Origin of the sequence: Stenotrophomonas sp. SMYL11 (assembly GCF_036320005.1) — a bacterium.
GTDB lineage: Bacteria > Pseudomonadota > Gammaproteobacteria > Xanthomonadales > Xanthomonadaceae > Stenotrophomonas > Stenotrophomonas maltophilia_A.
Genome location: NZ_JAWIRS010000014.1, coordinates 42,867 through 65,721, shown reverse-complemented (window position 1 = coordinate 65,721; position 22,855 = coordinate 42,867). Strand labels below are relative to the sequence as shown.

19 protein-coding genes and 1 riboswitch are annotated in these 22,855 nt (G+C 66.3%); of the genes, 15 read left to right on the top strand and 4 right to left on the bottom strand.

Annotated features, from left to right (window positions below):
* Positions 1–550 precede the first annotated feature (550 nt).
* A complete protein-coding gene (locus V3B46_RS17455; protein ID WP_329892465.1) occupies positions 551–2,128 on the bottom strand; it encodes a BCCT family transporter in 1,578 nt (525 codons plus the stop codon).
* 247 nt (positions 2,129–2,375) lie between these two features.
* Positions 2,376–2,477: riboswitch (TPP riboswitch) on the top strand.
* An 82-nt stretch (positions 2,478–2,559) separates the two neighbouring features.
* Between V3B46_RS17455 and thiC the strand changes: the two genes are divergently transcribed.
* The 6 genes from thiC to V3B46_RS17425 all read left to right on the top strand — a co-directional run bounded on the left by thiC (position 2,560) and on the right by V3B46_RS17425 (position 12,101).
* Positions 2,560–4,404 (top strand): phosphomethylpyrimidine synthase ThiC, encoded by a 1,845-nt coding sequence (gene thiC / locus V3B46_RS17450; protein ID WP_329892464.1) that lies wholly within the window; start codon positions 2,560–2,562, stop codon positions 4,402–4,404.
* A 139-nt stretch (positions 4,405–4,543) separates the two neighbouring features.
* Complete coding sequence (locus V3B46_RS17445; RefSeq protein WP_032128402.1) at positions 4,544–5,215, top strand: ion channel; 672 nt, start codon at positions 4,544–4,546, stop codon at positions 5,213–5,215.
* A gap of 260 nt (positions 5,216–5,475) precedes the next feature.
* On the top strand, positions 5,476–7,800 hold the full coding sequence (locus tag V3B46_RS17440; RefSeq protein ID WP_329892463.1) for a winged helix-turn-helix domain-containing protein: 2,325 nt from the start codon (positions 5,476–5,478) through the stop codon (positions 7,798–7,800).
* Between the two features lie 115 nt (positions 7,801–7,915).
* Positions 7,916–8,815 (top strand): helix-turn-helix transcriptional regulator, encoded by a 900-nt coding sequence (locus V3B46_RS17435; RefSeq protein ID WP_154264349.1) that lies wholly within the window; start codon positions 7,916–7,918, stop codon positions 8,813–8,815.
* A gap of 49 nt (positions 8,816–8,864) precedes the next feature.
* Positions 8,865–11,723 (top strand): TonB-dependent receptor, encoded by a 2,859-nt coding sequence (locus tag V3B46_RS17430; RefSeq protein WP_329892462.1) that lies wholly within the window; start codon positions 8,865–8,867, stop codon positions 11,721–11,723.
* Positions 11,724–11,891: 168 nt separating this feature from the next.
* Entirely contained in the window at positions 11,892–12,101 is a 210-nt protein-coding gene (locus tag V3B46_RS17425; protein ID WP_329892461.1) for a hypothetical protein, read from the top strand.
* A gap of 56 nt (positions 12,102–12,157) precedes the next feature.
* Here the strand turns inward: V3B46_RS17425 and V3B46_RS17420 are convergent, their stop codons facing one another.
* Positions 12,158–13,279: an HDOD domain-containing protein gene (locus V3B46_RS17420; protein ID WP_329892460.1), complete on the bottom strand. Its 1,122-nt coding sequence runs from the start codon at positions 13,277–13,279 to the stop codon at positions 12,158–12,160.
* A gap of 152 nt (positions 13,280–13,431) precedes the next feature.
* Complete coding sequence (gene ppa, locus V3B46_RS17415) at positions 13,432–13,968, bottom strand: inorganic diphosphatase (RefSeq protein WP_005410935.1); 537 nt, start codon at positions 13,966–13,968, stop codon at positions 13,432–13,434.
* A 184-nt stretch (positions 13,969–14,152) separates the two neighbouring features.
* Between ppa and V3B46_RS17410 the strand changes: the two genes are divergently transcribed.
* The 4 genes from V3B46_RS17410 (at position 14,153) to V3B46_RS17395 (ending at position 19,359) form a co-directional block, all read left to right on the top strand.
* Positions 14,153–14,626, top strand: coding sequence for a hypothetical protein (locus tag V3B46_RS17410; RefSeq protein ID WP_329892459.1), 474 nt, complete (start codon positions 14,153–14,155; stop codon positions 14,624–14,626).
* Positions 14,627–14,698: 72 nt separating this feature from the next.
* A complete protein-coding gene (locus tag V3B46_RS17405) occupies positions 14,699–15,199 on the top strand; it encodes an RNA polymerase sigma factor (RefSeq protein WP_100450574.1) in 501 nt (166 codons plus the stop codon).
* Positions 15,200–15,303: 104 nt separating this feature from the next.
* Positions 15,304–16,239: a FecR family protein gene (locus tag V3B46_RS17400; RefSeq protein WP_329892458.1), complete on the top strand. Its 936-nt coding sequence runs from the start codon at positions 15,304–15,306 to the stop codon at positions 16,237–16,239.
* A 201-nt stretch (positions 16,240–16,440) separates the two neighbouring features.
* Complete coding sequence (locus V3B46_RS17395; RefSeq protein WP_329892457.1) at positions 16,441–19,359, top strand: TonB-dependent receptor; 2,919 nt, start codon at positions 16,441–16,443, stop codon at positions 19,357–19,359.
* Positions 19,360–19,455: 96 nt separating this feature from the next.
* Here V3B46_RS17395 and V3B46_RS17390 read toward each other — a convergent pair whose 3' ends face one another.
* A complete protein-coding gene (locus V3B46_RS17390; protein WP_329892456.1) occupies positions 19,456–19,713 on the bottom strand; it encodes a DUF2789 domain-containing protein in 258 nt (85 codons plus the stop codon).
* Between the two features lie 106 nt (positions 19,714–19,819).
* On the opposite strand from V3B46_RS17390, the gene V3B46_RS17385 reads away from it, so the two are divergent.
* Genes V3B46_RS17385 through V3B46_RS17365 form a run of 5 tightly spaced genes read left to right on the top strand, consistent with a single transcriptional unit; the run spans position 19,820 to position 22,772 of the window.
* A complete protein-coding gene (locus V3B46_RS17385) occupies positions 19,820–20,407 on the top strand; it encodes a biliverdin-producing heme oxygenase (protein WP_049429939.1) in 588 nt (195 codons plus the stop codon).
* A gap of 31 nt (positions 20,408–20,438) precedes the next feature.
* Positions 20,439–20,906: a YbaN family protein gene (locus tag V3B46_RS17380; RefSeq protein WP_329892455.1), complete on the top strand. Its 468-nt coding sequence runs from the start codon at positions 20,439–20,441 to the stop codon at positions 20,904–20,906.
* Positions 20,893–21,621: a tonB-system energizer ExbB gene (gene exbB, locus V3B46_RS17375; protein ID WP_329892454.1), complete on the top strand. Its 729-nt coding sequence runs from the start codon at positions 20,893–20,895 to the stop codon at positions 21,619–21,621. The genes V3B46_RS17380 and exbB overlap by 14 nt, the downstream gene beginning before the upstream one ends.
* A gap of 9 nt (positions 21,622–21,630) precedes the next feature.
* Positions 21,631–22,056: a TonB system transport protein ExbD gene (gene exbD, locus V3B46_RS17370; RefSeq protein WP_180854337.1), complete on the top strand. Its 426-nt coding sequence runs from the start codon at positions 21,631–21,633 to the stop codon at positions 22,054–22,056.
* Positions 22,053–22,772 (top strand): energy transducer TonB, encoded by a 720-nt coding sequence (locus tag V3B46_RS17365; RefSeq protein ID WP_329892453.1) that lies wholly within the window; start codon positions 22,053–22,055, stop codon positions 22,770–22,772. The genes exbD and V3B46_RS17365 overlap by 4 nt, the downstream gene beginning before the upstream one ends.
* Positions 22,773–22,855 lie beyond the last annotated feature (83 nt).

Below are 22,855 nucleotides of genomic sequence, written 5' to 3'. Positions count from 1 at the left end.
GGGGGGGGCCCCCTCCCCCCTCCGCCCGGTGTGGCCGGCCCCCCCTCCCCCCCCCCCCCCCCCCCCCCCCCCCCCCCCCCCCCCCGGCCTCTGACAGTTTCCGTGTCCATCACCGCAGGAAAAGAAAAAAGAAGATCAAGAGCAAAGGCAACGGCAACAGCCGCGTGCTGTGAGTTGGGGTCGGATCAGTTTTCCGGAGGAAAACGAATCCGACCCCTTCTTGTTTTCCTATACACCTCATCCACGCATGGCGTGGATGGACCAACCGTCACACGGAACCTGTCGGGGGGGGGGGGGGGGGGGGGGGGCCGGGGCGGGGGGGGGGGGGGGGGGCCCCCCCCCCCCCGCGCGGGGGGGGGGGGGGCGGGGGGGGCCAGGACCGTTGGCGCCATGGAGGGCGCCATCGAGCCCCCAGGGACGGGTTTACGGCGTGTCCTGCCCACCCACACCGCCCCGCCCAACCAGCAGCAACCCAGAGCCGCTCTGGCTTTTGAAGTTGCACTTGCACTTGCTTGAAAAAAGCGGTGCAGCCGCAGGCTGCAAAACACCCTCAATCCGAATCCTGCGCGCGCGCCGCCTCCGCCTGGGTCTCCTCCTGCGCCGCCATCTCGCGTGCGATCCACGCATCGATCATGTGCCTCTGGCGCTGCGCCTGCCGCCGCTCCCGCGTGTACTCCTGGTCCAGCACCCGATACAGCGACACCATCACAAGAAGCATCAGCAGCGCGAACGGCAGCGCGGCGATGGTGATCATGCCCTGCAGCGCCTCCAGTCCGCCTGCCAACAGCAAGGAACCCGCCACGAGCGCAATGCCGACACCCCACGCCACTTTGTGCTTGCGCAATGGCTCGCCAGCGTCGTCCGTGGACATGCTGGCCAGCACCAGTACCGCAGAATCAGCCGAGGTCACGAAGAAGATCATCAGCAGCACCAGCGCGATGCACGACAGCAGCAACGGCAGCGGCATGCTGTCGAACATGGTGAACAGCACCGTCTCATAGCCATTGCCCAGCGCCTGCAGCAGATCGGCCTGGCCGAAGATCTGCATCCAGATCGCGGTGCCGCCGAATACCGAGAACCAGAAAAAGCCCAGCAGGGTCGGTGCCAGCACCACGCCGATCACGAACTCGCGCACGCTGCGCCCGCGCGAGATGCGCGCGATGAACGAACCGACGAACGGTGCCCAGGAAATCCACCAGGCCCAGTAGAAGATCGTCCAGTCGGCCACCCAGGTGCTGGACGAGAATGGCGACATGCGAAGGCTCATCGTCACCAGCTGATTGAGATAGGAGCCCAGCGTGGTGGTGAAGGTGTTGAAGATCGCACCAGTCGGGCCGAGTACCAGCACCAGCGCCAGCAGCAGCGCCGCCAATGCAAGGTTGAAGTTGGACAGCCATTTCATGCCGCGGCCGACGCCGCTGAGCGTGGACGCCATGTACAGAACGAAGGCCACTGCAATGATGGTCAGCTGCAGCGGAACGCCCGCCTGCACGCCGAACACGCGTTCCACGCCGGCCGCGATCTGCACCGTGCCGAAGCCCAGTGCTGTAGCCACGCCAATCGCAGTGGCGACGACCGCCGAGATGTTGACCACATGCCCGATCCAGCCACGATGGTGACGGCCGATGATCGGTTGCAGCATATCGCTGATCTGGCCGCGGCCGTTGCGGTTGAACTGGAACCAGGCCATGGCCAGGCCGATCAGCGCATAGATGGCCCAGGGGTGCAGGCCCCAATGGAAGAACACGTAGCGCATGGCAGCACGCGCAGCGTCCATGCTTTCAGGTGCCAGCCCTTCCGGTGGCTTGCTGAAGTGGGAAATCGGCTCGGCGGCGCCCCAGAACACCAGGCCGATGCCCATGCCGGCGGCGAACAGCATCGACATCCAGCTGGCGCGCGAGAACTCTGGCTCGGCATCTTCACCGCCGATGCGCAGGTTGCCGAAGCGACCGAATGCCAGGTACATCAGGAATACCAGGGTCAGGAACACAACCAGCAGGTACAGCCAGCCGATGCCGCGGATGAGTTCACCGAGGATGCTCTGCACCACGGTATTGAAGGGGCCGGGTGCAACACCGGCGAGCAGCACCAGCAGCAGGACCAGTGCAATGGAAACGCGAAACACCATGAAGGGGCTTCTCCGATCAAGGGATTGAGGGGAGCGAGCAGAGCTTGCTGCGAGGGGGCCGGTGGCATGCAGCACGAGCCGGGCAGGGGCCGTGAGGACGGCAACGGAAACACCGGCCGCAGCGGCACGATGCGCGTGCACGTTACTGAATGCGATGTCATGGTTCTGTTAATACAGAAACAGCGGATCCACGCCGTGCGCGGATGGAACAGCCAGGAGCTGCAGTGCGTTCTATGCTCTAATGCACACCAAGAAGCGGGGGTACCGCGGCCATGTGGCCACGGTTGAGACAGTCCCTTGGAACCTGATCCGGCTCATACCGGCGTAGGGAAGCTTTGCAATGCAGCCATGCCCGGACTCCCCCCAAGGACTGTCCGGGCGCGGCAGCAGTGCGCCGCCGCTTCGTCCCTGACCTTCCTGGACGATGCCCGATGAACGCACAGCTCTCCGCCCTGCAGCAACAGGCCCAGCAACTCTCCGAATCCGTGACCCGGCCGATTCCCGGTTCGCGCAAGATCCATGTGCCCGGTTCACGCCCGGATCTTCAGGTGCCGATGCGCGAGATCGCGCTGACGCGCACGCCGACGCTGTTCGGCGGTGAAGAGAATGCACCGGTCACGGTCTACGACACGTCGGGTCCGTATACCGATCCGGACGTGCGTATCGATCTGTCCGTCGGCCTGCCGACGCTGCGTCGTGGTTGGGTGGAGGAACGCGGTGATACCGAGCAGCTTGAAGGACTGAGTTCTTCGTTCGGTCGCGATCGCGAGCATGACCCGAAGCTCGATGCGGTGCGCTTCCCCGCGCGCAGCCTGCCACGCCGTGCGCGTGCAGGTGCCAACGTCACCCAGATGCACTACGCGCGCCGCGGCATCATCACGCCGGAAATGGAATTCGTCGCCATCCGCGAGAACCAGCGGCTGGACGCGATCCGCGATGCCGGCCTGCTGCAGCAGCACCCGGGCGAGGCGTTCGGCGCTTCGATCCAGAAGATCATCACCCCGGAGTTCGTGCGCGACGAAATCGCCCGCGGCCGTGCGGTGCTGCCCAACAACATCAACCATCCGGAAAGCGAGCCGATGATCATCGGCCGCAACTTCCTGACCAAGATCAACGCCAACATCGGCAACAGCGCCGTGTCCTCGGGCATTGCCGAAGAGGTGGAGAAGCTGGTGTGGGCGATCCGCTGGGGCGGTGACACGGTGATGGACCTGTCCACCGGCAAGCACATCCACGAGACCCGCGAGTGGATCATCCGCAACTCGCCGGTGGCGATCGGTACCGTGCCGATCTACCAGGCGCTGGAAAAGGTCGACGGCCGCGCCGAGGCGCTCACCTGGGAGATCTTCCGCGACACGCTGATCGAACAGGCCGAGCAGGGCGTGGATTACTTCACCATCCACGCCGGTGTGCTGCTGCGCTATGTGCCGCTGACCGCCAAGCGCGTGACCGGCATCGTCAGCCGCGGCGGCTCGATCATGGCCAAGTGGTGCCTGGCGCACCACAAGGAGAATTTCCTCTACACGCATTTCGAAGAGATCTGCGAGATCATGAAGGCCTATGACGTGACCTTCTCGCTGGGTGACGGCCTGCGCCCGGGCTGCATCGCCGATGCCAACGATGCCGCGCAGTTCGGTGAGCTGGAAACGCTGGGCGAGCTGACGAAGATTGCCTGGAAGCATGACGTGCAGACCATGATCGAAGGTCCCGGCCACGTGCCGATGCAGCTGATCAAGGAGAACATGGACAAGCAGTTGCGAGAGTGTGGCGAAGCGCCGTTCTATACGCTGGGCCCCCTGACCACCGACATCGCACCGGGCTACGACCACATCACCAGCGCGATCGGTGCGGCAATGATCGGCTGGTTTGGTACGGCCATGCTCTGCTACGTGACGCCGAAGGAACACCTCGGCCTGCCCAACCGCCAGGACGTGCGTGACGGCATCATGGCTTATCGCATCGCCGCGCATGCAGCCGACCTGGCCAAGGGACACCCCGGCGCGCAGGTGCGCGACAACGCGCTGAGCAAGGCGCGTTTCGAGTTCCGTTGGGAAGACCAGTTCCACCTTGGCCTGGACCCGGAAAAGGCCAAGGAGTTCCACGACGAGACGCTGCCCAAGGACGCGCACAAGCTGGCCCACTTCTGCTCGATGTGCGGCCCGCACTTCTGTTCGATGAAGATCACCCAGGACGTGCGCGACTACGCCGAGGCCGGCATGAAGGAGAAGTCGGAAGAGTTCCGCGCGGCCGGCGCCGAGGTCTATCACCAGGGCTGACGTGCAACGGGTAGTGCCGGCCGCTGGCCGGCATTCCGTCGTGCACGGGACCGGGGAGAGTGCCGGCCAGTGGTCGGCACTACCGCTCATCACGCCACTCCCGGCTATCCTCCGCCCATCATCCTGGGGAAAGGACGCCATGCCCGTTGCCATCACCACCCGCTGGCTGGCCATTGCCCGCCGCCATCCCTCGGCCTGGCTGCTGGGTGCCCAGTTGATCGCGGTGCTGCTGTATCCCGCACTTGATGACACCGCCGGCGGCCGTGCGGCACTGGGCATGTTCGGCATGGCGGTACTCGGCCTGGCGCTGTGGGTGGTCCAGCGCAGCCCGCTGGGCACCTGGCTGGCATTGCTGCTGGCCATTCCTTCGGTGGTGTTCTCGCTGGCCGGCGCACTGCTGGATCGCAGTGCGCTGCTGACCACCGCGCAGCTGCTGGAAAGCCTGCTGTACTTCTATACGGCCGGTGCGCTCATTGCCTACATGCTCCAGGACCATAAAGTCACCCGCGATGAACTGTTCGCGGCAGGTGCGACATTCACGTTGCTGGCGTGGGCCTTCGCGTTTGCTTTCGCCGTGTGCCAGCAATGGTATCCGGGCAGTTTCCAGGGCACCGGTGGTGGCGCGCAGCGCACCTGGATGGAGCTTCTTTATCTGAGCTTCAGCTTGCTCTCGGGTGTTGGCTTGAGCGACGTTGTGCCGCTGCATCCGCAGGCGCGCGCCTTGGTCATGCTGGAGCAGTTTTCAGGCGTGATGTACGTAGCTTTGGTGGTTTCGCGACTGGTTGGACTGACCATGCTGCGGCGCATGTGAAAATGAACGCCAGATAAAAATTTCGCGCCCCGCAGGGCGCGAATGGTGCAGCAAATTATGTGAATGCGTCGGCGAGAGAGAGCCTGGATGTCGACCACGCGATAGGCGAGGTAACCCTCATAGGCTAGTATTCGCCCGCTTCATTGTTTTTGCGGTATGCGCCGATGCTTTGTGCGGAGTCTGGCTTTTTGCTGTTCCCAGGACGGGAGGGTATCGAAGGCAAACGCTGCCCCGGACCTGTCTCTACTGTGTAGCGGAAAATGAACAGCAGTGAAAACCAGCCCCCCGGATTCGATCGGATCCGGATAGGAGAGTGCACTGTCACTCTGTCCTCGCGCGAAGTCGAGGTCGTCGGTGCACGTCGCCCGCGTCGGCTGACGCCGAAGGCGCTGGGCGTGCTGCGTGTGCTGCTGCGCCAGCCGGGGCGTGTTGTCACCCGCGATGAACTGTTCGCGGAAGTCTGGCCGGACACGCTGCCGACCAATGATGTGCTTACCCAGGCCGTCACCCAGCTGCGCAAGGCGTTCAGCAACGACGACGACAACGGCCAGGCCTATATCGAGACCATCGCCAAGACCGGCTATCGCCTGCTGGTGCCGGTGCAGATACTGGACGATGTCGAGCCGGCGCCGCCCGCGGGAGCCGATGACGAAATCGTGGACATGCAACCGGCGATGGCCATCGCCGAGGTGATGCCGCCACACGTGCAGGCATCGCGCCGCCGCTGGCGCCACGTCCGCCGGCGCGTACTGCTGGTGCTGGGCGTGCTGATGCTGGCCACCGTGGTGGTGCTGACCGCGCTGCTGCTGCGGCGGGCACCGGCCAGCAGTTCAGCTGTGGACGCGGCCGTGGAGAACGGCACGCGCGTGATCGGCAGCCCGCAGCGTCCCTATCGGTTGATCACCGCGACCAGCGGCTTTGAAACCTATCCCACGCTTTCACCGGATGGTTCACTGGTGGCCTATGAGGGCGCCAACGAAGACGGGCAGGGCGGTGGGGCGATCAAGGTGCAGACCTCCGGCAACGCGCCTGCGCGGCAGCTGCTGGCCCCGCCGGCCGGCTCGGTCGATCGCTTCCCGAGCTGGTCGCCGGATGGACGCGAGATCGCCTTCGCGCGGTTCAGCAACAACGGCGGTTGCCAGGTGCTGATCGCCAGCGCGACCGGTGGTGCCCTGCGCCAGGCCACACGGTGCGATGGCACCGAGCTGCTCAGTTTCGACTGGACGCCGGACGGCCGTGGTCTGGTGTTCGGCAGCATGGTGGGGCGCTATGCCCATCGCGGCATCCGCAAGCTTGATCTGGCCAGTGGCCAATGGGAGGCGCTGGACTACGGTGTCGCCGAGGATGACTTCGACTATGCGCCGCGCTACTCGCCTGATGGCAAGTGGCTGGTATTCGTGCGCAATCCACAGCTGGGCGACCTGTGGCGCATACCGGCCGCGGGTGGCACGCCCGAGCAGCTGACCAACGAGGCCGCTGAACTGCGTGGCTGGGCCTGGTTGCGTGATGGCCGGACGATCGTGTTTGGACGCCGTGTCGACAGTGAGGTACGCCTGTACTACCTGGATGTCGAGAGCCGCACGCTGCGCGATGCCGGGCTCGACGACGCACAGTGGCCGGCGACGGCGCGCCGCGCGGGCATGCTGGCCTTTGTTCACCGCCGCGCGCAGTTCGGCATCTTCAAGGTGCCGATGGAGGGCGGTTCACCCCCGCAGCGCTTGTTTGCGTCCAGTGGCCGGGATGGGCAGCCGATGGCAGCGCCGGATGGACGCCAACTGGTGTTCACGTCCGATCGTTCAGGCAGCTTCGCGCTGTGGTGGGCGGACATGGAGCGCCCCGATTCGCTTCGGCCTGTCGAAGGATTGCGGCCTGAGGCACGTCAGGCACCGGACTGGTCGGCCGACAGCCGGCGGTTGCTGGTGGTGGGGCGCGACGAACACGGACGCACGGTGGTCTATGAGATCGCCCCACGTGACGAACGCGTCCAGCCGTTGCCGGTACCGTCGGAGCAGCCGCTGCAGGCACTGTACGGCGCAAACCCGGACCAGCTGCTGGTAGTCGAGCGCGATGACCAGCAACAGACCCGGCTGAGCCTGTTTGATCGAAGCGTGCAGCCTTGGCGCCGCCTTGCCAGCATCGAGGGCGTGTCTCAGGCGCGGTTCGATCGCAGCAGCGGGCGTGTGCTGTTCACCCGCCTGGCGGCAGGTGGCCTGTGGTCGGTGGATGCGGCGCTGGCGCCAGGCAGCGTGCAGCAGATCAGCGATGACCAGCCCAGCCGGTGGCGGTACCGGGCCTGGACCGTGGCCGGCAACAGTGCGATCGGCTATCTCGGTACGTCCACCCGCTGCGGTACGACACTGGTGCTGATCCAGGCCGGGCGCGATGAACCGGAACGTTGCCTGGATGCGGAACGCCTCAGTGCCGGCAACGGGCTGAGTGCCGGCGCCGATGGGCGCACCCTGTTCGTGGCAATGGCGGTCAGCGACGGTGCCGACATCGGTGTGATGCGTTTGCCCGAGCGCTCGCCGACGCTGCTTCCGGCGTTCTCCAAGTTGTTGTTGTTCAACGGAAATGGGCCTTCGTAATTTTTTCGTGGCGACCTCGCCGCGAATTCGTGGCGATCTCGTCTGACTTTCCTGACGTGGTGCCGCCTGATTTGGCAAAACGGAGGCCTGTACTAGGCAAATCCGTGGTGCCCCCATGCGTCAACTCTCGCTGGCCGATCGCGGCCAAACCGTCTCTCTGGACCGGTCGCTCGACGATGCTGCGCCGACCTGCCTGGGCGTGGCCCGGCTCGGCAGCCTGCAGACTGCAGGCAGCAGCTTCACTGCGTGGATGCAGGTGCGCGGCAGCTCCTGGGTGGAAGCCAAGGAGGGACGCTTCCGTTTGCGCCAGGGCGAGTGGATCGCCTTCGAGAAGGAGTCGCGGCCGCTGGTGCAGGCCGGTCGCAACGGTTTGTGCGTTGGCCTGAACCTGACGGTCGAAGCGCTGCGCGTGCTGGCCGAGATGGCCGATTGCGGCCTGTATGCCGGGCGTGGCCGCATGAACCGTGGCGATGCCCGCGTTGCGCTGCGCCTGTGGCGCGATGCGCTGGCCAGTGGCCAGCCGGCTCAGGCACTGCGCCCGCTGCTGCTGCACCTGGCGGGCCTGCAGCGTGGGCTGGCCGACAACGTGCAGCGTTGCCCGGGGCGCTCGCGCAGCCGCAAGCGCCAGGTGTTCGGCCGCATGCAGCGCGCCCGCCTGTATCTGGAAGGCAACAGCCACCGCGTGGTGCGCATCGGTGAACTGGCCGAGCTGACCAACTTCTCCAGCTGGTATCTCTCCAAGACCTTCCAGAGCCTGTACGAGGAAAGCCCGCAGTCGCTTTCGGCGCGGCTGCGCCTTGAGCGCGCTGCCGACCTGCTGCGTGACACCGACATGATGGTCGGCGAGGTTGCTGCAGCCAGTGGCTTCGACAACTGCTGCAGCTTCGCGCGTGCGTTCCGCGCCCGCTACGGCCAGTCCGCATCGCGCTTCAGGGAGAACGGCGGCTTGCTGCCGCCACAATCTGCAAAGTCTCCGGTTGGTTCGCGCAAATACAGCGCTGCAACGCAATCGTAACGTGCTGGGGTGTTTTAACACGCTGCTAACACGTACCTTGGAGAGATAGATGAACGTTCGTAATCCCGCAGTGCGGCTGGGCCTTCTGCCGGCTGGCATTGCGTTGGCGCTGACGCCCGCCTTTGCTTCTGCACAGGAAGCAAAGGATGCGACCACCCTGGATCGCATCGAAATCACGGGCTCGCGCATCCGCGGCGCCTCGATGGAGACCCAGCAGCCGGTCCTCACCCTGAGCCGTGAGAACCTGGAAAAGCAGGGCTACACCACCGTCGCCGATGTCCTGCAGAACCTGACCTCGGCAGGTTCGCCGGCCATTTCCCGTGCGGACTCGCTGTCCTCCGGCGAAAACGTTGGCGGCTATTACGTCGACCTGCGCAACCTGGGCGCGCAGCGCACCCTGGTGCTGATGAACGGCAAGCGCCTGGGCGCGACCACTGCTGGCTACCAGGATCTGAGCCAGATTCCGATGGCCGCCGTCGAGCGCATCGAAGTGCTGAAGGATGGCGCCTCCGCCATCTACGGTTCGGACGCCATCGCTGGCGTGGTCAATGTGATCACCCGCAAGCGCTTCGACGGTGCTGAAGCCAGCGTCTACGTTGGCCAGTACGGCCGCGGCGACGGCGACACCAACACCTACTCGTTCACCCTCGGCTCTGAAGGCGAGCGTGGCGGCGTGACCCTGTCGGCCGAATACTCCAAGCAGGATCCGGTGTGGGCGAAGGATCGTTGGTTCAGCCGCGACGGCGGCCTGGGCCCGAACACCACCTCCGGTGATTGGAGCCCGCTGAGCCAGAACAGCACCTGGTGCGACCCGCGCGTGTGGGGCGACTGCAAGCCGCGCGCTGCAGGCCAGCCGCAGCCGGAGTGGATGACCCTGAATCCGGGCGGTGACCCGAAGAATGCGGCCGACTACCACCAGCTGACCCCGGCCGAGTACTCCAATGCCAACCAGCAGATGATGGTGCAGACCGGCATCGAGCGTAAGTCCGTGTATGTCAACGGCAGCTACGATCTGGCCGACTCGATCACCTTCAATGCTGACGTGCTGTACAACCAGCGCACCACCGACCAGCAGATCGCGGGTTATCCGTACCAGTCGCTGTCGTTCGGTACCCCGCTGTCGAAGGACAGCGCGTTCAACCCGATCGGTCAGGACGTCGAGTTCCGTCGCCGCCTGTGGGAAGTGCCGCGTACCACCAAGAGCGACCTCAAGACCCTGCGCTTCGCGCCGAGCCTGAGCGGCTTCTTCGAATTCGCCGGCAAGACCTGGGATTGGGACGTCGGTGCGCTGTGGAACCGCAACGAGCTGACCAAGACCGGCTACGGCGACATGAGCCTGATCGCATCCGAGCAGGCACTTGGCAAGTCGTTCATCAACGGCCAGGGTGTTGCCCAGTGCGGCACCGCCGCCAACCCGATCCCGCTGAGCCAGTGCCGTCCGTGGAACCCGCTGCTGCCGTATGGCGTCAACGGCCAGGGCTCGCTTGCCGACCGTGATCTGCAGAACTTCCTGTTCCCGACCTACACCGACACCGGTGTGACCAAGACCACCAGCTACACCGCCAACCTGTCCGGTTCGCTGTTCGAGCTGCCGGCCGGTGACCTGGGCGTGGCCATGGGCTACGAGCACCGCAAGGAAGAAGGCCGCTTCGTGCCGGACGCCTTCCGTCAGTCGGGCCAGTCGACCGGCCTGGCGTCGACCACCACCTCGGGCAACTACTCGCTGGATGAGTTCTACCTGGAACTGAACGTGCCGATCCTGTCGGACCTGCCGTTTGCCAAGGAACTGACCTTCAACGTCGCCAGCCGCTACTCCGACTACAGCAACTTCGGTGACACGATCAACTCGAAGTTCGGCCTGGTGTGGCGCCCGATCGAAGAGCTGCTGGTCCGCGGTACCTACGCAGAAGGCTTCCGCGCGCCGACCGTCGACGATCTGTACGGTGGCACCAACTCGAGCTTCGAGCGTTACACCGATCCGTGCGGTTCGACCTCGCCGGGCAACGTCGCTGGCAATGCTGCCTGCGCCGGGGCTGGCGTGCCGGCCAACTACGTGCAGGTCGGCCAGGGCTTCGCGCCTTGCAGCACCTTCCCGTGCGCGACCCCGGACCAGTTCGTCAGCGGTTCGAATCCGGCTCTGAAGCCGGAAACCTCCAAGAGCAAGACGGTTGGCCTGGTCTGGAGCCCGCGTTGGGTGCAGGGCCTGGACATCTCGCTCGACTGGTACCGCTACGAGCTGAAGAACATGATCATCGCTGACAGCGTTGATCGCATCCTGCGTGACTGCTACGTGCTGGGCAACGCAGCTCGCTGCGAAGGCGTCACCCGTGCCGCCGATGGCCATATCGAGGCGCTGACCTACGGCCTGGCCAACCTCGGCTCGATGGAGACCGAAGGCTACGACCTGGGTGTCAAGTACCGCCTGCCGGAACTGTCGATCGGCAAGTTCAGCATCGACTGGCAGACCAGCTACCTGGCCAAGTACGACGAAGCCGGCCAGAACAAGAAGGGTGAGAACATCACCATCGGTCGCGTTGGTGAGCCGGGCCTGTTCCGCGTCCGTTCGAACCTGGGCGTGAACTGGGAGCTGGGTGACTTCGGTGTCAACTGGACTGCTCGTTACTACTCGGGCATGAAGGAAAGCTGCATCGACGACGCATGGTGCGACGCCCCGAACCACTACGCCAATGGTGAGCCGGATCCGCTGCGCCACACCGGCTCCAACACCTTCCACGACGTGCAGGTCAGCTGGAAGGCTCCGTGGGATGCCACCATCGCCCTGGGTGCGAACAACGTGTTCGATCACCGCGGTGCGCTGCAGTACTCGGCGCCGAACTCGAGCTTCGCCTACTACGGTGGCTTCGACGTCGGTCGCTTCCTGTACATGAAGTACACCCAGCGCTTCTGATCGTTCGAAGTGCGATAGCAATACAGGGAGGGCGGACCGCAAGGTCCGCCCTCTTTTTTGTAGGGGAATGCCGAAATGTCTTGGAAGGTGAGCAGAGTCACGTTCCTGTCGTGTCGTAATCAACACAGTTGCTGGTCCGCTTGCGGACACTTGCATATGAAGAGAGCGATGAAGTGCACGCTGTTGCACAAACTGTCTGCTGCTGCACTGATCCATGCAACGTTGGTGGGTGCGGTGTTCGCCCAGGCCGGCGGCGTCTGTGGAGGCGGGCTGTACTGCGAGGAGCTGCGTCAGGAATGCCTGGCTGCAGGCAAGTCGAAGGTCCTGTGTGATCTGCAGTATCGCCACTGCGTGCAGGATGCCTGCGGCGCGCGCTGATGCAAAAAAAGGCGCGCCTTTGGGCGCGCCTTCGAGGTTGTTCCTGCGTTGACAGCTCAGACCTCGCTGGGTACCAGTCCCATCAACGCATTGGCATGCTCGCGCCACTGCGGCAGCCTGTTGAGCACACCCGCGCGCTGCAGGTAGTCCTCATCCACCGGATCGCCGTTGACCAGCGCCAGCGCCACATGCACCGCACCGGTCACCCAGAAGCTGCGCGTATTGGCGCGCTGCGGCTGCAGGTGGAAGGCAACCGCTTCGATGATCGGCATCGGCAGGCCCCACAGGCCCAGCAGGTAGGCGCCGGCCTCGGCATGGCCGGGGCGGGTGTCACCGGCCAGCGACGGTTCGCTGCGCTCGTTGCGTACGCCGGGCAGCAGCAGGCCGATGTCGGCCAGCAGGGCGGCGGTCGCGCCCAGTTCGGCACTGGATTCGGGCAGCAGGCGCGCGGCCAGGCGCGAGGCGAGCAGGGCGCGCTGCTGCAGCGAATTGCGTTCGGCGGTGGACAGCGTTGGTGCGGAAAACACCTCGCTGGCCAGCACCAGGTCGCGCAGCGTTGACAGGCCGAGGCGGGTCACGGCAGTGCGCAGGTCGGCAATGGTGCGGCCCTGGCTGAAGAACGCCGAATTCGACAGCTGCAGCACCTTCGCGGCAATGGCCGGGTCGGCCGCCACCAGCTTGGCTACGTCGGCGCTGTCGGCGTCGTCGTCATGCTCCAGCGCCTGGGTCAGGCTCAGGTACAGGTGCGGCGGCGAAGGCAGCTTCTCGATACGGCCGATGGCGTCGCGCAGGCGTGGGCTGTCCAGTACTTCGCGCAGCTCTTCCAGACTGGTCAGCGATTCCAGCAGCACTTCCGGTGCCAGCGGCAACGGCAGGAAACGGTGAGCGACACCGATCAGGCGTGCCGGCGGCGGCCGGTTGCCGTGCTGGGCATCGATCAGCGCGATGCGGATGGTTTCCGGGCGCAAGGTCCGGATCTGGCCCAGCAGCGTGGTGGCATTGAGATCCGGCAGCTGCGGGCAGACGATCACCGCATCCACGCCCTGCGTGGCCACCGCAGTCATCGCGGTCTGGCCATCGGTGGCGGTCAGCGGCTGCCAGTCTTCCCCAAGATCGGCAATGAATTCGGTCAGCTCAGCCGGCAGGCTGGCTGCATCCCCAACAAGCAGAATACGCACGACACATTCCCCTGGCTGTCTCGACGGTGGATGTCGACGACGTGTGAAGTGACGCAATTTACCTAATACGGCGGCAAGAGTGATGTGCCGTCGTCATGAAACGTGACCCGCATCGCTCCGGCGGGATGCCGCCGGAGCGATCCGGTTCAGGCTCAGGCCTTGCTGTCGAGATGGCGCTGGTGCGCCTCGATCAGGATCTGCTTGGCTTCAGCGGCGCCGCCCCAACCGTCAAGCTTGACCCACTTGCCCTTCTCCAGGTCCTTGTAGTGCTCGAAGAAGTGGCCGATGCGCTCCAGCCAGTGGCTGGACACCTGGGCGATGTCTTCCACGTGGGCATAGCCACTGAAGATCTTCGACACCGGCACGGCCAGGATCTTCTCGTCGCTGCCCGCCTCATCGCTCATCTTCAGCACGCCGACCGGACGGCAGCGCACGACCGAGCCCGGCACCAGCGGCAGCGGCAGCACCACCAGCACGTCGGCCGGATCGCCGTCGCCGCACAGGGTGCTCGGCACGTAGCCGTAGTTGCAGGGGTAGCGCATCGGGGTGGACAGGATGCGGTCGACGAAGATCGCGCCGGTTTCCTTGTCCACTTCGTACTTCACCGGCTCCGAGTCCTTCGGGATCTCGATGATGACGTTGATTTCTTCCGGCGGGTTCTTGCCGGGCGAGACGAGTTCCAGACCCATGGTCGTGCTCCAGGTGGGGGATATAGACGGATAGCCCCCCATTTTATGCCTTTGCCGGGCGCTGTGCAGAGGGAGGGGCCGACGGCGCTGCGGGGCGGGGGACTACCCGGCAGGCCGGGATTGGCTGATGGGGGCGGCCGGCATGGGAGCGCAGGCTGGACCAACCTTCCCAAGGAGTCCGCCCATGAACGTGTCTGCCCTGCCGTTTGGCCTGACCTGCATGCTGCTGGTTGCGCCTTTGGCCCAGGCGTCCCCTTATGTCGACCTGGTCGACTACCCGCATCAGGAGGCCAACTGGGACCGCTTCTTTGCCCTGGAGGGACGTCTGCAGCATGGCTTCGACGCCATCTGTGGCGACACCTTCTGTGAGGGCGAATACAGCGACATCCGCGCCCTGCGCGTGCGCTGTTCGGTGGATGCGGTGCGGGGAACCGTGCATGAATGCCTGTGGGCATTCGCCGCCAGCGATCTGGAGGTGTCCCGCAACGATGGCGCGATCGTGGCCCGGCAGCCGACCTGGCTGTGCCGCCTGCCGCTGGTGGCGGGAACCCCGGTGGAAGCCTTCCATGCCGCGCTCGCCGCCCGCAATCCCCTGCATGACCCGCTGCCGGGGACCTCGCAGAGCGTCTATGACGGGCTGACCGGGTGCATCCATTGATGCGAACGTGACTGATTCTCATTAACGGAGTAGCATGCGCGGCGCCTTCCGTCTGTCGTCCCGGTTCCGCGCATGTCCTCCAATGCCGCCTCCCTCACCGAACTGCTGATCCGCGAGCGGCCTGCGTTGCTGCGCCGGGTGCAACGCATCCTGGGGGGCGACAACGGCGCCGAGGACGTGATCCAGGCGGTGTGGTTCAAGGCACGTGGCGTCGATGACAGCCAGGCCATCGACAACCCGCGCGCCTATCTGTACCGGCTGGCCGCCAACCTGGCCACCGACCACGGCCGCGAATCGACCCGGCGCAACCGCCTGCTGGCCGACCACTACCTGTGGGGGCCGGACGAAGCCATCTCGACCGAAGAGCAGGCGATGGCACAGGATGAGCTGCAGCGGGTGCTTGACGCGGCGGGACACCTGCCGGAGCCGACCCGCACCATCTTCCGGCTCAACCGCCTGCAGGGGCTGACCCAGGCCGAGATCGCCCGCCGCCTCGGGGTGTCGGTGACCACCGTCGAGAACCATGTGCGCACCGCGCTGCAACGCCTGGCCTGGGCGCGCAGCGGCCGATGATCTCCCCGGCTTGGGGCTGGCCCTCGCTGAAACGTCTTGATCACTGGACCGCGGATGCGGTCTAGTTCCTCCGCCCGCGCTTGAATGCGCCTGTCCGCCAGCCGATGAGCCCGCCGAACACGCTGCCCGCCGCCAATGACGATGCCCTGGCCGAACAGGCCCGGGGCTGGATCGCGTGGCTGGCCTCGGGTGACATCGGCGAGGGGCGCATGCATGAGTTCGAACGCTGGCTGGCACAGCCGGGGCACCGTCGGGCCTTCGAGCACGAGCGCGCGCTGTGGCGCAGCGTCGGACCACGCCCGCAGGCCCAGCGCGTCGAACGCCGGCGCCCGCGGCGGCTGCGCTGGGCAATGGCCGCTGCAGCTGCGCTGGCGATGCTGGTGGCATGGCCGGAGGCCTGGTTGCGGCTGCAGGCCGACCATCGCAGCACGCATGTCGTGCAGAACGTGCAACTGCCCGATGGCAGTCGTGCCGTGCTGGATGCGGACAGCGCGATCGCCGTGCGGTTTGATGCCGATGCACGCCGGATCGAGCTGCTGCGCGGGCGCGCCTGGTTCGAGGTCAGCCCGGATGCCCAGCGGCGTTTCAGCGTGCGCGCGGGCAATGGCGTGGTCGAGGACATCTCGACCGCGTTCTCCGTCGCACGCGAAAACGATCAGGTGGAAACCCAGGTCGGGCAGGGCAGGGTGCGCGTGGCCAGCCCGGCCGACGGTGGCTGGACCTACCTGCAGGTGGGACAGCGCGCGGCCTATGGCGAGCGCAGCGGCGTGGCGCGTCTGCAGGATGTGGCGGCCGACAGTGTGGGCGCGTGGCGGCAGGGTGAACTGCTGCTGGAGCAGGCCAGCGTCGCCGACGCCGTGCAATGGGTCGGGCGCTATCGTGCTGGCCCGACCTTCGTGCGCGGTGACCTGTCGCGACTGCCCGCAGTGAGTGCCGCATTGCGCATCGATCGCCCGGAGCAGGCGCTGGATGCACTGGCGGCAACAGCAGGCCTGCAGGTCACCCGCCTGCCGCTCGGCGTCGCCATCATCCATCAGTAGATCCACGCCATGCGTGGATGATGTTCCCAATGTACCGACCAACGGTCGGCACCCTCCGCGACCGCAAATCGCTCTTGGGGTTGCCACGCTTTCATCCGTCTTACTCCGCGAACGTACCCGCCGCCGCCAGTACGTCGCCGTGTCCGCCCGTGTCGCGGATGACGCCGCGCCCGCGGCACTGATTACCTGACAGGTTTCCCCATGTTCGATTTCCATCGTCCGGGCCGCATGCCGCGCCCGTCCCGCCTGTGCATCGCCCTGCTGGCGGCCGGCCTGGCCAGCGCCGCGCCGTCGGTACTGGCGCAGAACGCCAGCGGTGACCACGCTGCCGTGCAGCGCTTCGACATTCCCGCGCAGCCGCTGGATGAAGCGCTGCGCAGCTATATGCGCCAGTCCGGCGTGCAGGTCGTGTACCCGGCCACCCTGGCGCGGGGTGTGACCTCGCGTGCGGTCAGCGGCAGCTTGTCGGCCAGCGAGGCTTTGCAGCACCTGCTGCAGGGCAGTGGCCTGGCGGTGCGCAGGGTCAGTGCCGATGCGGTGACTCTGGAAGCGGCAGCGTCGGTCCAGGCCGACAGCGGTGTGATCGTCACCGATACGCTGAGCGTGGCCGGCGACCGTATCGACAGCGGCGCAACCAGCGACGAGGCGCGCCTGCTCGACGGCTATCGCAGCGTCGGCTCCACCACCACGCTCAACCGCACGCACCTGGAGCGATTCCGCGGTACGTCCAACGGCGACATCGTCAAGGGCGTGGCTGGCGTCACCGCCGGTGATCCGCGCGTGGGCAACGGCTTCGACGTCAACATCCGTGGCATCCAGGGCCAGGGCCGCGTGCCGGTGATCATCGACGGTGGCCAGTCCAGCATGGATACCTACCGTGGTTATGCCGGCCAGTCGCAGCGTACCTACCTCGACCCGGACCTGATCTCCAGCCTGACCATCACCAAGGGCCCGAGCCTGCAAGCCAACGCCTCCGGTGGTATCGGCGGCGTGGTCGAGATGGAGACGCTGAAGATCGCTGACGTGCTGCGCGAAGGCCGGGAATTCGGCGTGCGCGTGCGTGGCGGCCTGGCCAACAACAGCGCCAACAACCTGCCGTCCTACAGCGCCGCGCCGCGTACCGACCGCAGCGCCACTGGCAGCCAGTTCTTCAACGTGGCCGCTGCGGGACACTGGGATCGCTTCGATCTGGTTGCCGCCTATGCCTACCGCGACAACGGCAACTACTTCTCCGGCAAGCATGGCTACGATGACTTCCCGCAGACCCGGCGCACGCTGGCGCCGCTGAACCCGCCGCGTACCGAGGTGTTCAATACCTCGTCGCGCTCGAAGTCGGCGCTGCTCAAGGGCACCTGGCGCATCGACGACGCGCAGACGCTGGAGGCCGGCTACCGCCGATACGAAGGTACCGCTGGCGAGATCATGGCCTCGCAGATCATCCGCGTGGATCGTGACCGCATTCCGCAGTGGGATCCGGGCCACGTCGACATGGACAGCTACAACCTGCGCTACCGCTTCAACCCGGACAGCGAGCTGGTCGACCTGCGCGTCAATGCCGCGTACACCGACACTGACAGCGTGATGTACAACAGCCTGACCGGCATCACGCCGTGGTATTTCGACCGCCGCACCGAGTGGTATGACGCGCCCAGCTTCAGCGGTGACCCCGGCTACAAGGATGCCTACCGCAATCCGCTGCGGCAGAAGCGCTTCGGCCTGGATGCCAGCAACACTTCCAGGTTTGATACCCGTGCCGGTGCATTCACCCTCGACTACGGCCTGTCCTACAGTGACGAAGACATCGCGCCGGGCAGTTCGGGGCCGGTCATGCACGATGACCTGATCAACAACCGCTTCCTGCGCAACGCCGAGCGCAAGGAATACAGTGCCGTGGCCTCGCTGAAGTGGCAGCCCGATGAGCATTGGGAACTGCTGGCGGGCGGCCGCTGGAACCGCGTGGATGTGCACGACCGCAACCGCCTGGCCACGCCCGATGCCTACGAGGTGCAGGGCCAGTACCGCTACACCGAGCTGCTCAATGGCAACCCGGCGCTGCCGTCGTGGCGGGCCAAGCGCATCGCGCTGCTGAACTGGTATCCGGACGCCAACGGCAATTTCACCCAGGAATCGCTGCTGGCTTCACCGTACAAGAAGGGTACGGTGGGCGACATCGGTGGCTGGAACTTCTACGACGCCGGCAAGGCGCAGGACCTGGAGGTGCCGGTCAGCTGGACCTGGTCGCAACCGATCCGCCGTCGTGACACCGCGTTCTCGCCGACCGCCAGCGTGGCTTACCGCTTCAGCGAAGACACCATGGTCTATGTGAAGTACGCCGAAGGCACCAAGCTGCCGAGCCTGTTCGAGACCACGCTGGGCCTGTTCACCGCCGCCAAACCGGTGGGCGAGCTGAAGCCGGAGCGTGCGCGCAGCTGGGAAATCGGTGCCAGCACCATCCGCTACGACCTGTTCACTGCCGGCGACCGTCTGGCACTGAAGCTGGCCTACTTCGATACCCGCATCGATGACCTGATCACCCGCGACTACCGCACGCTGTCGGCTGGCCTGATCCGCAACGTCGACCAGTTCAAGGTCTCGGGCATGGAGTTCCAGTCCAGCTATGACAGCGGCAGGGTATTTGCTGATCTGTCCGCGCACTATTACTTCAAGGCCAAGACCTGCGCACCGGACATCGCAGCCGAGCGCCGTGCCTATGGTGCACAGCGCAGGAACGATGAACTGGCCAACACGCCGAACTGCGTGGACGGCGGCTTCGAGGGCTCGTACACCAATACCCAGAACCCGCCGCGCTACATGGTCAACCTGACCCTGGGCTCGCGCCTGTTCGACGAGCGCCTGACCTTCGGTACCCGCGTGGTCCACAATGCCGGCCCGATCAGCAAGCTGGACAAGGACTGGAACGTGGGCCTGTCGGCGATCCAGCAGCTGTACCGGCCGACCACCCTGGTGGATCTGTTCGCCAGCTGGAGCTTCAACGACCAGCTGTCGGTGGAAGCCGGCGTGGACAACCTGACCGACCGCTACTACCTGGACCCGCTTGCCCTGGGCGTGATGCCGGCCCCGGGCCGTACCGCGCGCCTGGCGTTGACCTGGAAGTACTGATCGGCGGGGTCGGATCCCTTTCCTGCAGAAAGGGCTCTGACCCCAGCGGGAGACAACGGTAGCGCCGGGCCATGCCCGGCGCCTTCCTCCAGCCAGTTACAGCCCGGTCGCCGCCTTCACCGCATCTTCGTGCAGCGACTCGTTCAGCTCATCCACCACCGTGGTCCATGCCGCATCGGCCTGCAGCGACTCGGACAGGAACTGGCGCTGGGCATCGCTCCAGTACGGCGCTTCGACCACTTCCACATCGGTGGCCAGCTGGTGTTCGCGGATGAAGCGGGCGATGCCTTCGGCGCTGGCGTCCAGGCCCAGCTGCAGGAACAGGTTGGTCATGCGCGGTTCGGTGGTGATCATCGTCGGTTCCTGCGGGAAGAAGGGATACGCCATTATCGGTGTACATGGCCTTGGGGAAAGCCCCATGGCGAACGTCTACAGCAGGACGACCCCCTTGGCATCCCCCATGAACGCACACATCGCCCCTGAAGACAGCCGCAGCCTGCGGCTCAAGGCCGCCACCCGCGACAGCCATGGCGCGCTGGACAAGCGCATCATGGCCGGCGACATCTTCGCCGACCGCAGCAACTTCGCCCGTTTCCTGCGCGTGCAGTACCGCTTCCACCGCAGCATCGATGCGCTGTATGCCAACCCTGCGCTGGACGCACTGCTGCCCGACCTGGGCGAGCGCCGCCGCCTGACCCAGGTGGCGCGCGACCTGCAGGATCTGGAGCAGACCCTGCCGGGGGCCGACATCGCGGCGTTGCCGTCCGATCTGGCGCTGCCCGCCGCATTGGGGTGGCTGTATGTGGCCGAAGGCTCCAATCTCGGCGGCACCATTCTGTACAAGATGGCTGCCAAGCTCGGCCTGGACCGCGATTTTGGTGCCCGTCACCTGGCCGCACACCCGGATGGCGCGGCGCGCCACTGGCGTGAATTCACTGCTGCGCTGGATGCGGTGCCGCTGAGCGCCGAGCAGGAGCAGCAGGTGATCGATGCGGCCGATGCTGCGTTCCGCAGCGTGCACGGCCACGTTGAAGTGGAATTCGCCTGATGCACGCCTCCCGCCTATCGGCGCAACGCTGATGCGCTGGCTCTGGTTCGCGCTGGGCTGGGTGATGGTCGGCCTCGGGGTGATCGGCGCGCTGCTGCCGGTGATGCCGACCACCATCTTCCTGATCCTGGCCGTGGGCTGCTTCGCGCGCAGTTCGCCGAGGTTCGAGCAACGCCTGCTGGCGCACCCACGCTACGGCCCGTCACTTCGGCTGTGGCGCGAGCAGGGCGCGGTGTCGCGCAAGGGCAAGGCGTTTGCCAGCGCCGGCATGGCGGTGGGCTTCGCCCTGTTCTGCTTGGGCGCGCACCCGTCCTGGCGGCTGCTGCTGGGCGTGGGCCTGTTCTTCGCGGTCGGCGCCGGCTACGTGCTCAGTCGGCCCGCACCGCGGCTGGAACCCAACCCGGTCGTGGAAGTGGACGACGTCAATGATCCGCGCGCGGCACGCCGCCGTGCAGCGACCCCTGATGCTGATGGAAAACGAGACGATGCTGCCTGCTGAACTGGCCCCCGTGGCTGCCCCCGCACTGACGCCCTGGGGCATGTATCTGGCCGCCGACGTGGTGGTGAAGACAGTGATGATCGCGCTCGCGCTGGCGTCGCTGGCCACCTGGACCGTGCTGCTGGCCAAGGGCTGGGAGCTGGCCCGCCAGGCACGGCAGCTGCGCGCAGCGCGTGCGCTGCTGCTGCAGGCGCCGAGCCTGCCCGGCGAGAGCGCCGACGCCAGTATGCAGCAGGGTACCGCACTCGCCATGCTGGACGCAGCGCGCACCGAACTGCGCCTGTCGCAGGAACTGGATAGCCGCGACGGCATCAAGGAGCGCGTGGCCTCGCGCCTGGACCGCATTGAACTGGAAACCGCGCGCGTGCAGCGACGCGGCATCGGCGCGCTCGCCAGCATCGGCGCGGTGGCGCCGTTCGTCGGCCTGTTCGGCACGGTGTGGGGCATCATGAACAGCTTCATCGGCATCGCGCACAGCAACACCACCAACCTGGCGGTGGTTGCGCCCGGCATCGCCGAGGCTCTGCTGGCGACCGCGCTGGGTCTGGTCGCAGCGATTCCCGCCGTGCTGGTCTACAACCACTTCAGCCGTGTACTGGCCGGCCTGCGGGGTCTGCTCGGTGATCTGTCGGCGGCCGTGCAGCAACTGGTCTCACGCGATCTCGATCGTGCCGTTCCGCGTACCGCAGCGGCGCCGCTGCGTGCGGTGCACTGAGGCGCGACGATGGCGATCAGGACCGCGTCCGACCGTGACGATGCGCTGGAAGAAGCGCATGAGATCAATGTCACGCCCTTCATCGACGTGATGCTGGTGCTGCTGATCATCTTCATGGTGGCCGCACCGCTGGCCACCGTGTCGGTGCCGGTGCAGCTGCCGGCCAGCAGCGCCAGCGCCACGCCGCCGGAACAGGCACCGGTGTATGTGACCGTGCAGGCCGATCTGTCGCTGCGCGTTGGTGAACAGGCCGTAGCGCGCGACGGGCTGGCGGCTGCATTGCAGGCGGCCACTCACAGTGACACCACGCAGCGCATCTTCCTGCGTGCCGATACCCGCGTGCCCTATGGCGAACTGATGGCCACGCTGGATGCGCTGCGAGCGGCCGGCTACCTGAAGGTGGCACTGGTCGGCCTGGAGCAGGGCGCACGATGAGTGGACTGCGGCGCTGGGCGACCAGCCTGGCGATCGTGCTGCTGGTGCATGCGCTGTTGATCGGCGCGGCCTGCTGGTGGGCGGCCCGTGCGCCGGCGCTGACGGCTGCGGTTCCGCCTGCGGCGCTGATGCTGGAACTGGCGCCGATGGCACAGGCACCGCCGGTGCCGCCGCGCGAGGTCGCGACCGGGCCGCTGCAGCAGCAACAACAGCGGCAGGCGCCGACGCCGGCCGTGCGTGAACAACCCAAGGCGCCGGTGCAGCCGCAGGGTGACCTGCCGCCGCCGCGTACACCGGAGCCGACGCCGTCGCCGGACACCGCTGACGCCAATGTCGCGCAGACCAGCGCACCGCCGCAGGTGGCGGCTGATGCGGCCACACGCTACACCGCACCGCAGACCACGGCGGGTGAGCGCAGTCGTGCCGAGGCGACCTGGGAAGGACGCCTGCTCGGGCACCTGCAGAAACACCGCCGCTATCCGCGCCAGGCCGAGCGGCTGCGCCAGCAGGGCGTGGTCTACGTGCGCTTTGCGGTGGCCCGCGATGGCGCTGTCTCGGGGTTGGAACTGGGCCGCAGCAGTGGCTTCGCGCTGCTCGACCAGGAGACGCTGGACACCGTGCAGCGGGCCAGCCCGGTACCGGCGCCGCCGGACGAAGTGGCCGGCGACCCGGTGGAAGTGATGGTGCCGGTGTCGTTCTTCCTGCGCGGGCGGTGACCTTGTAGCGTCGAGCTTGCTCGACTGCTCTTGCGGTGTGGGGCGCAAGGCAGGCGGCCCGCCCCCAGCTACGGGGTTTGGGA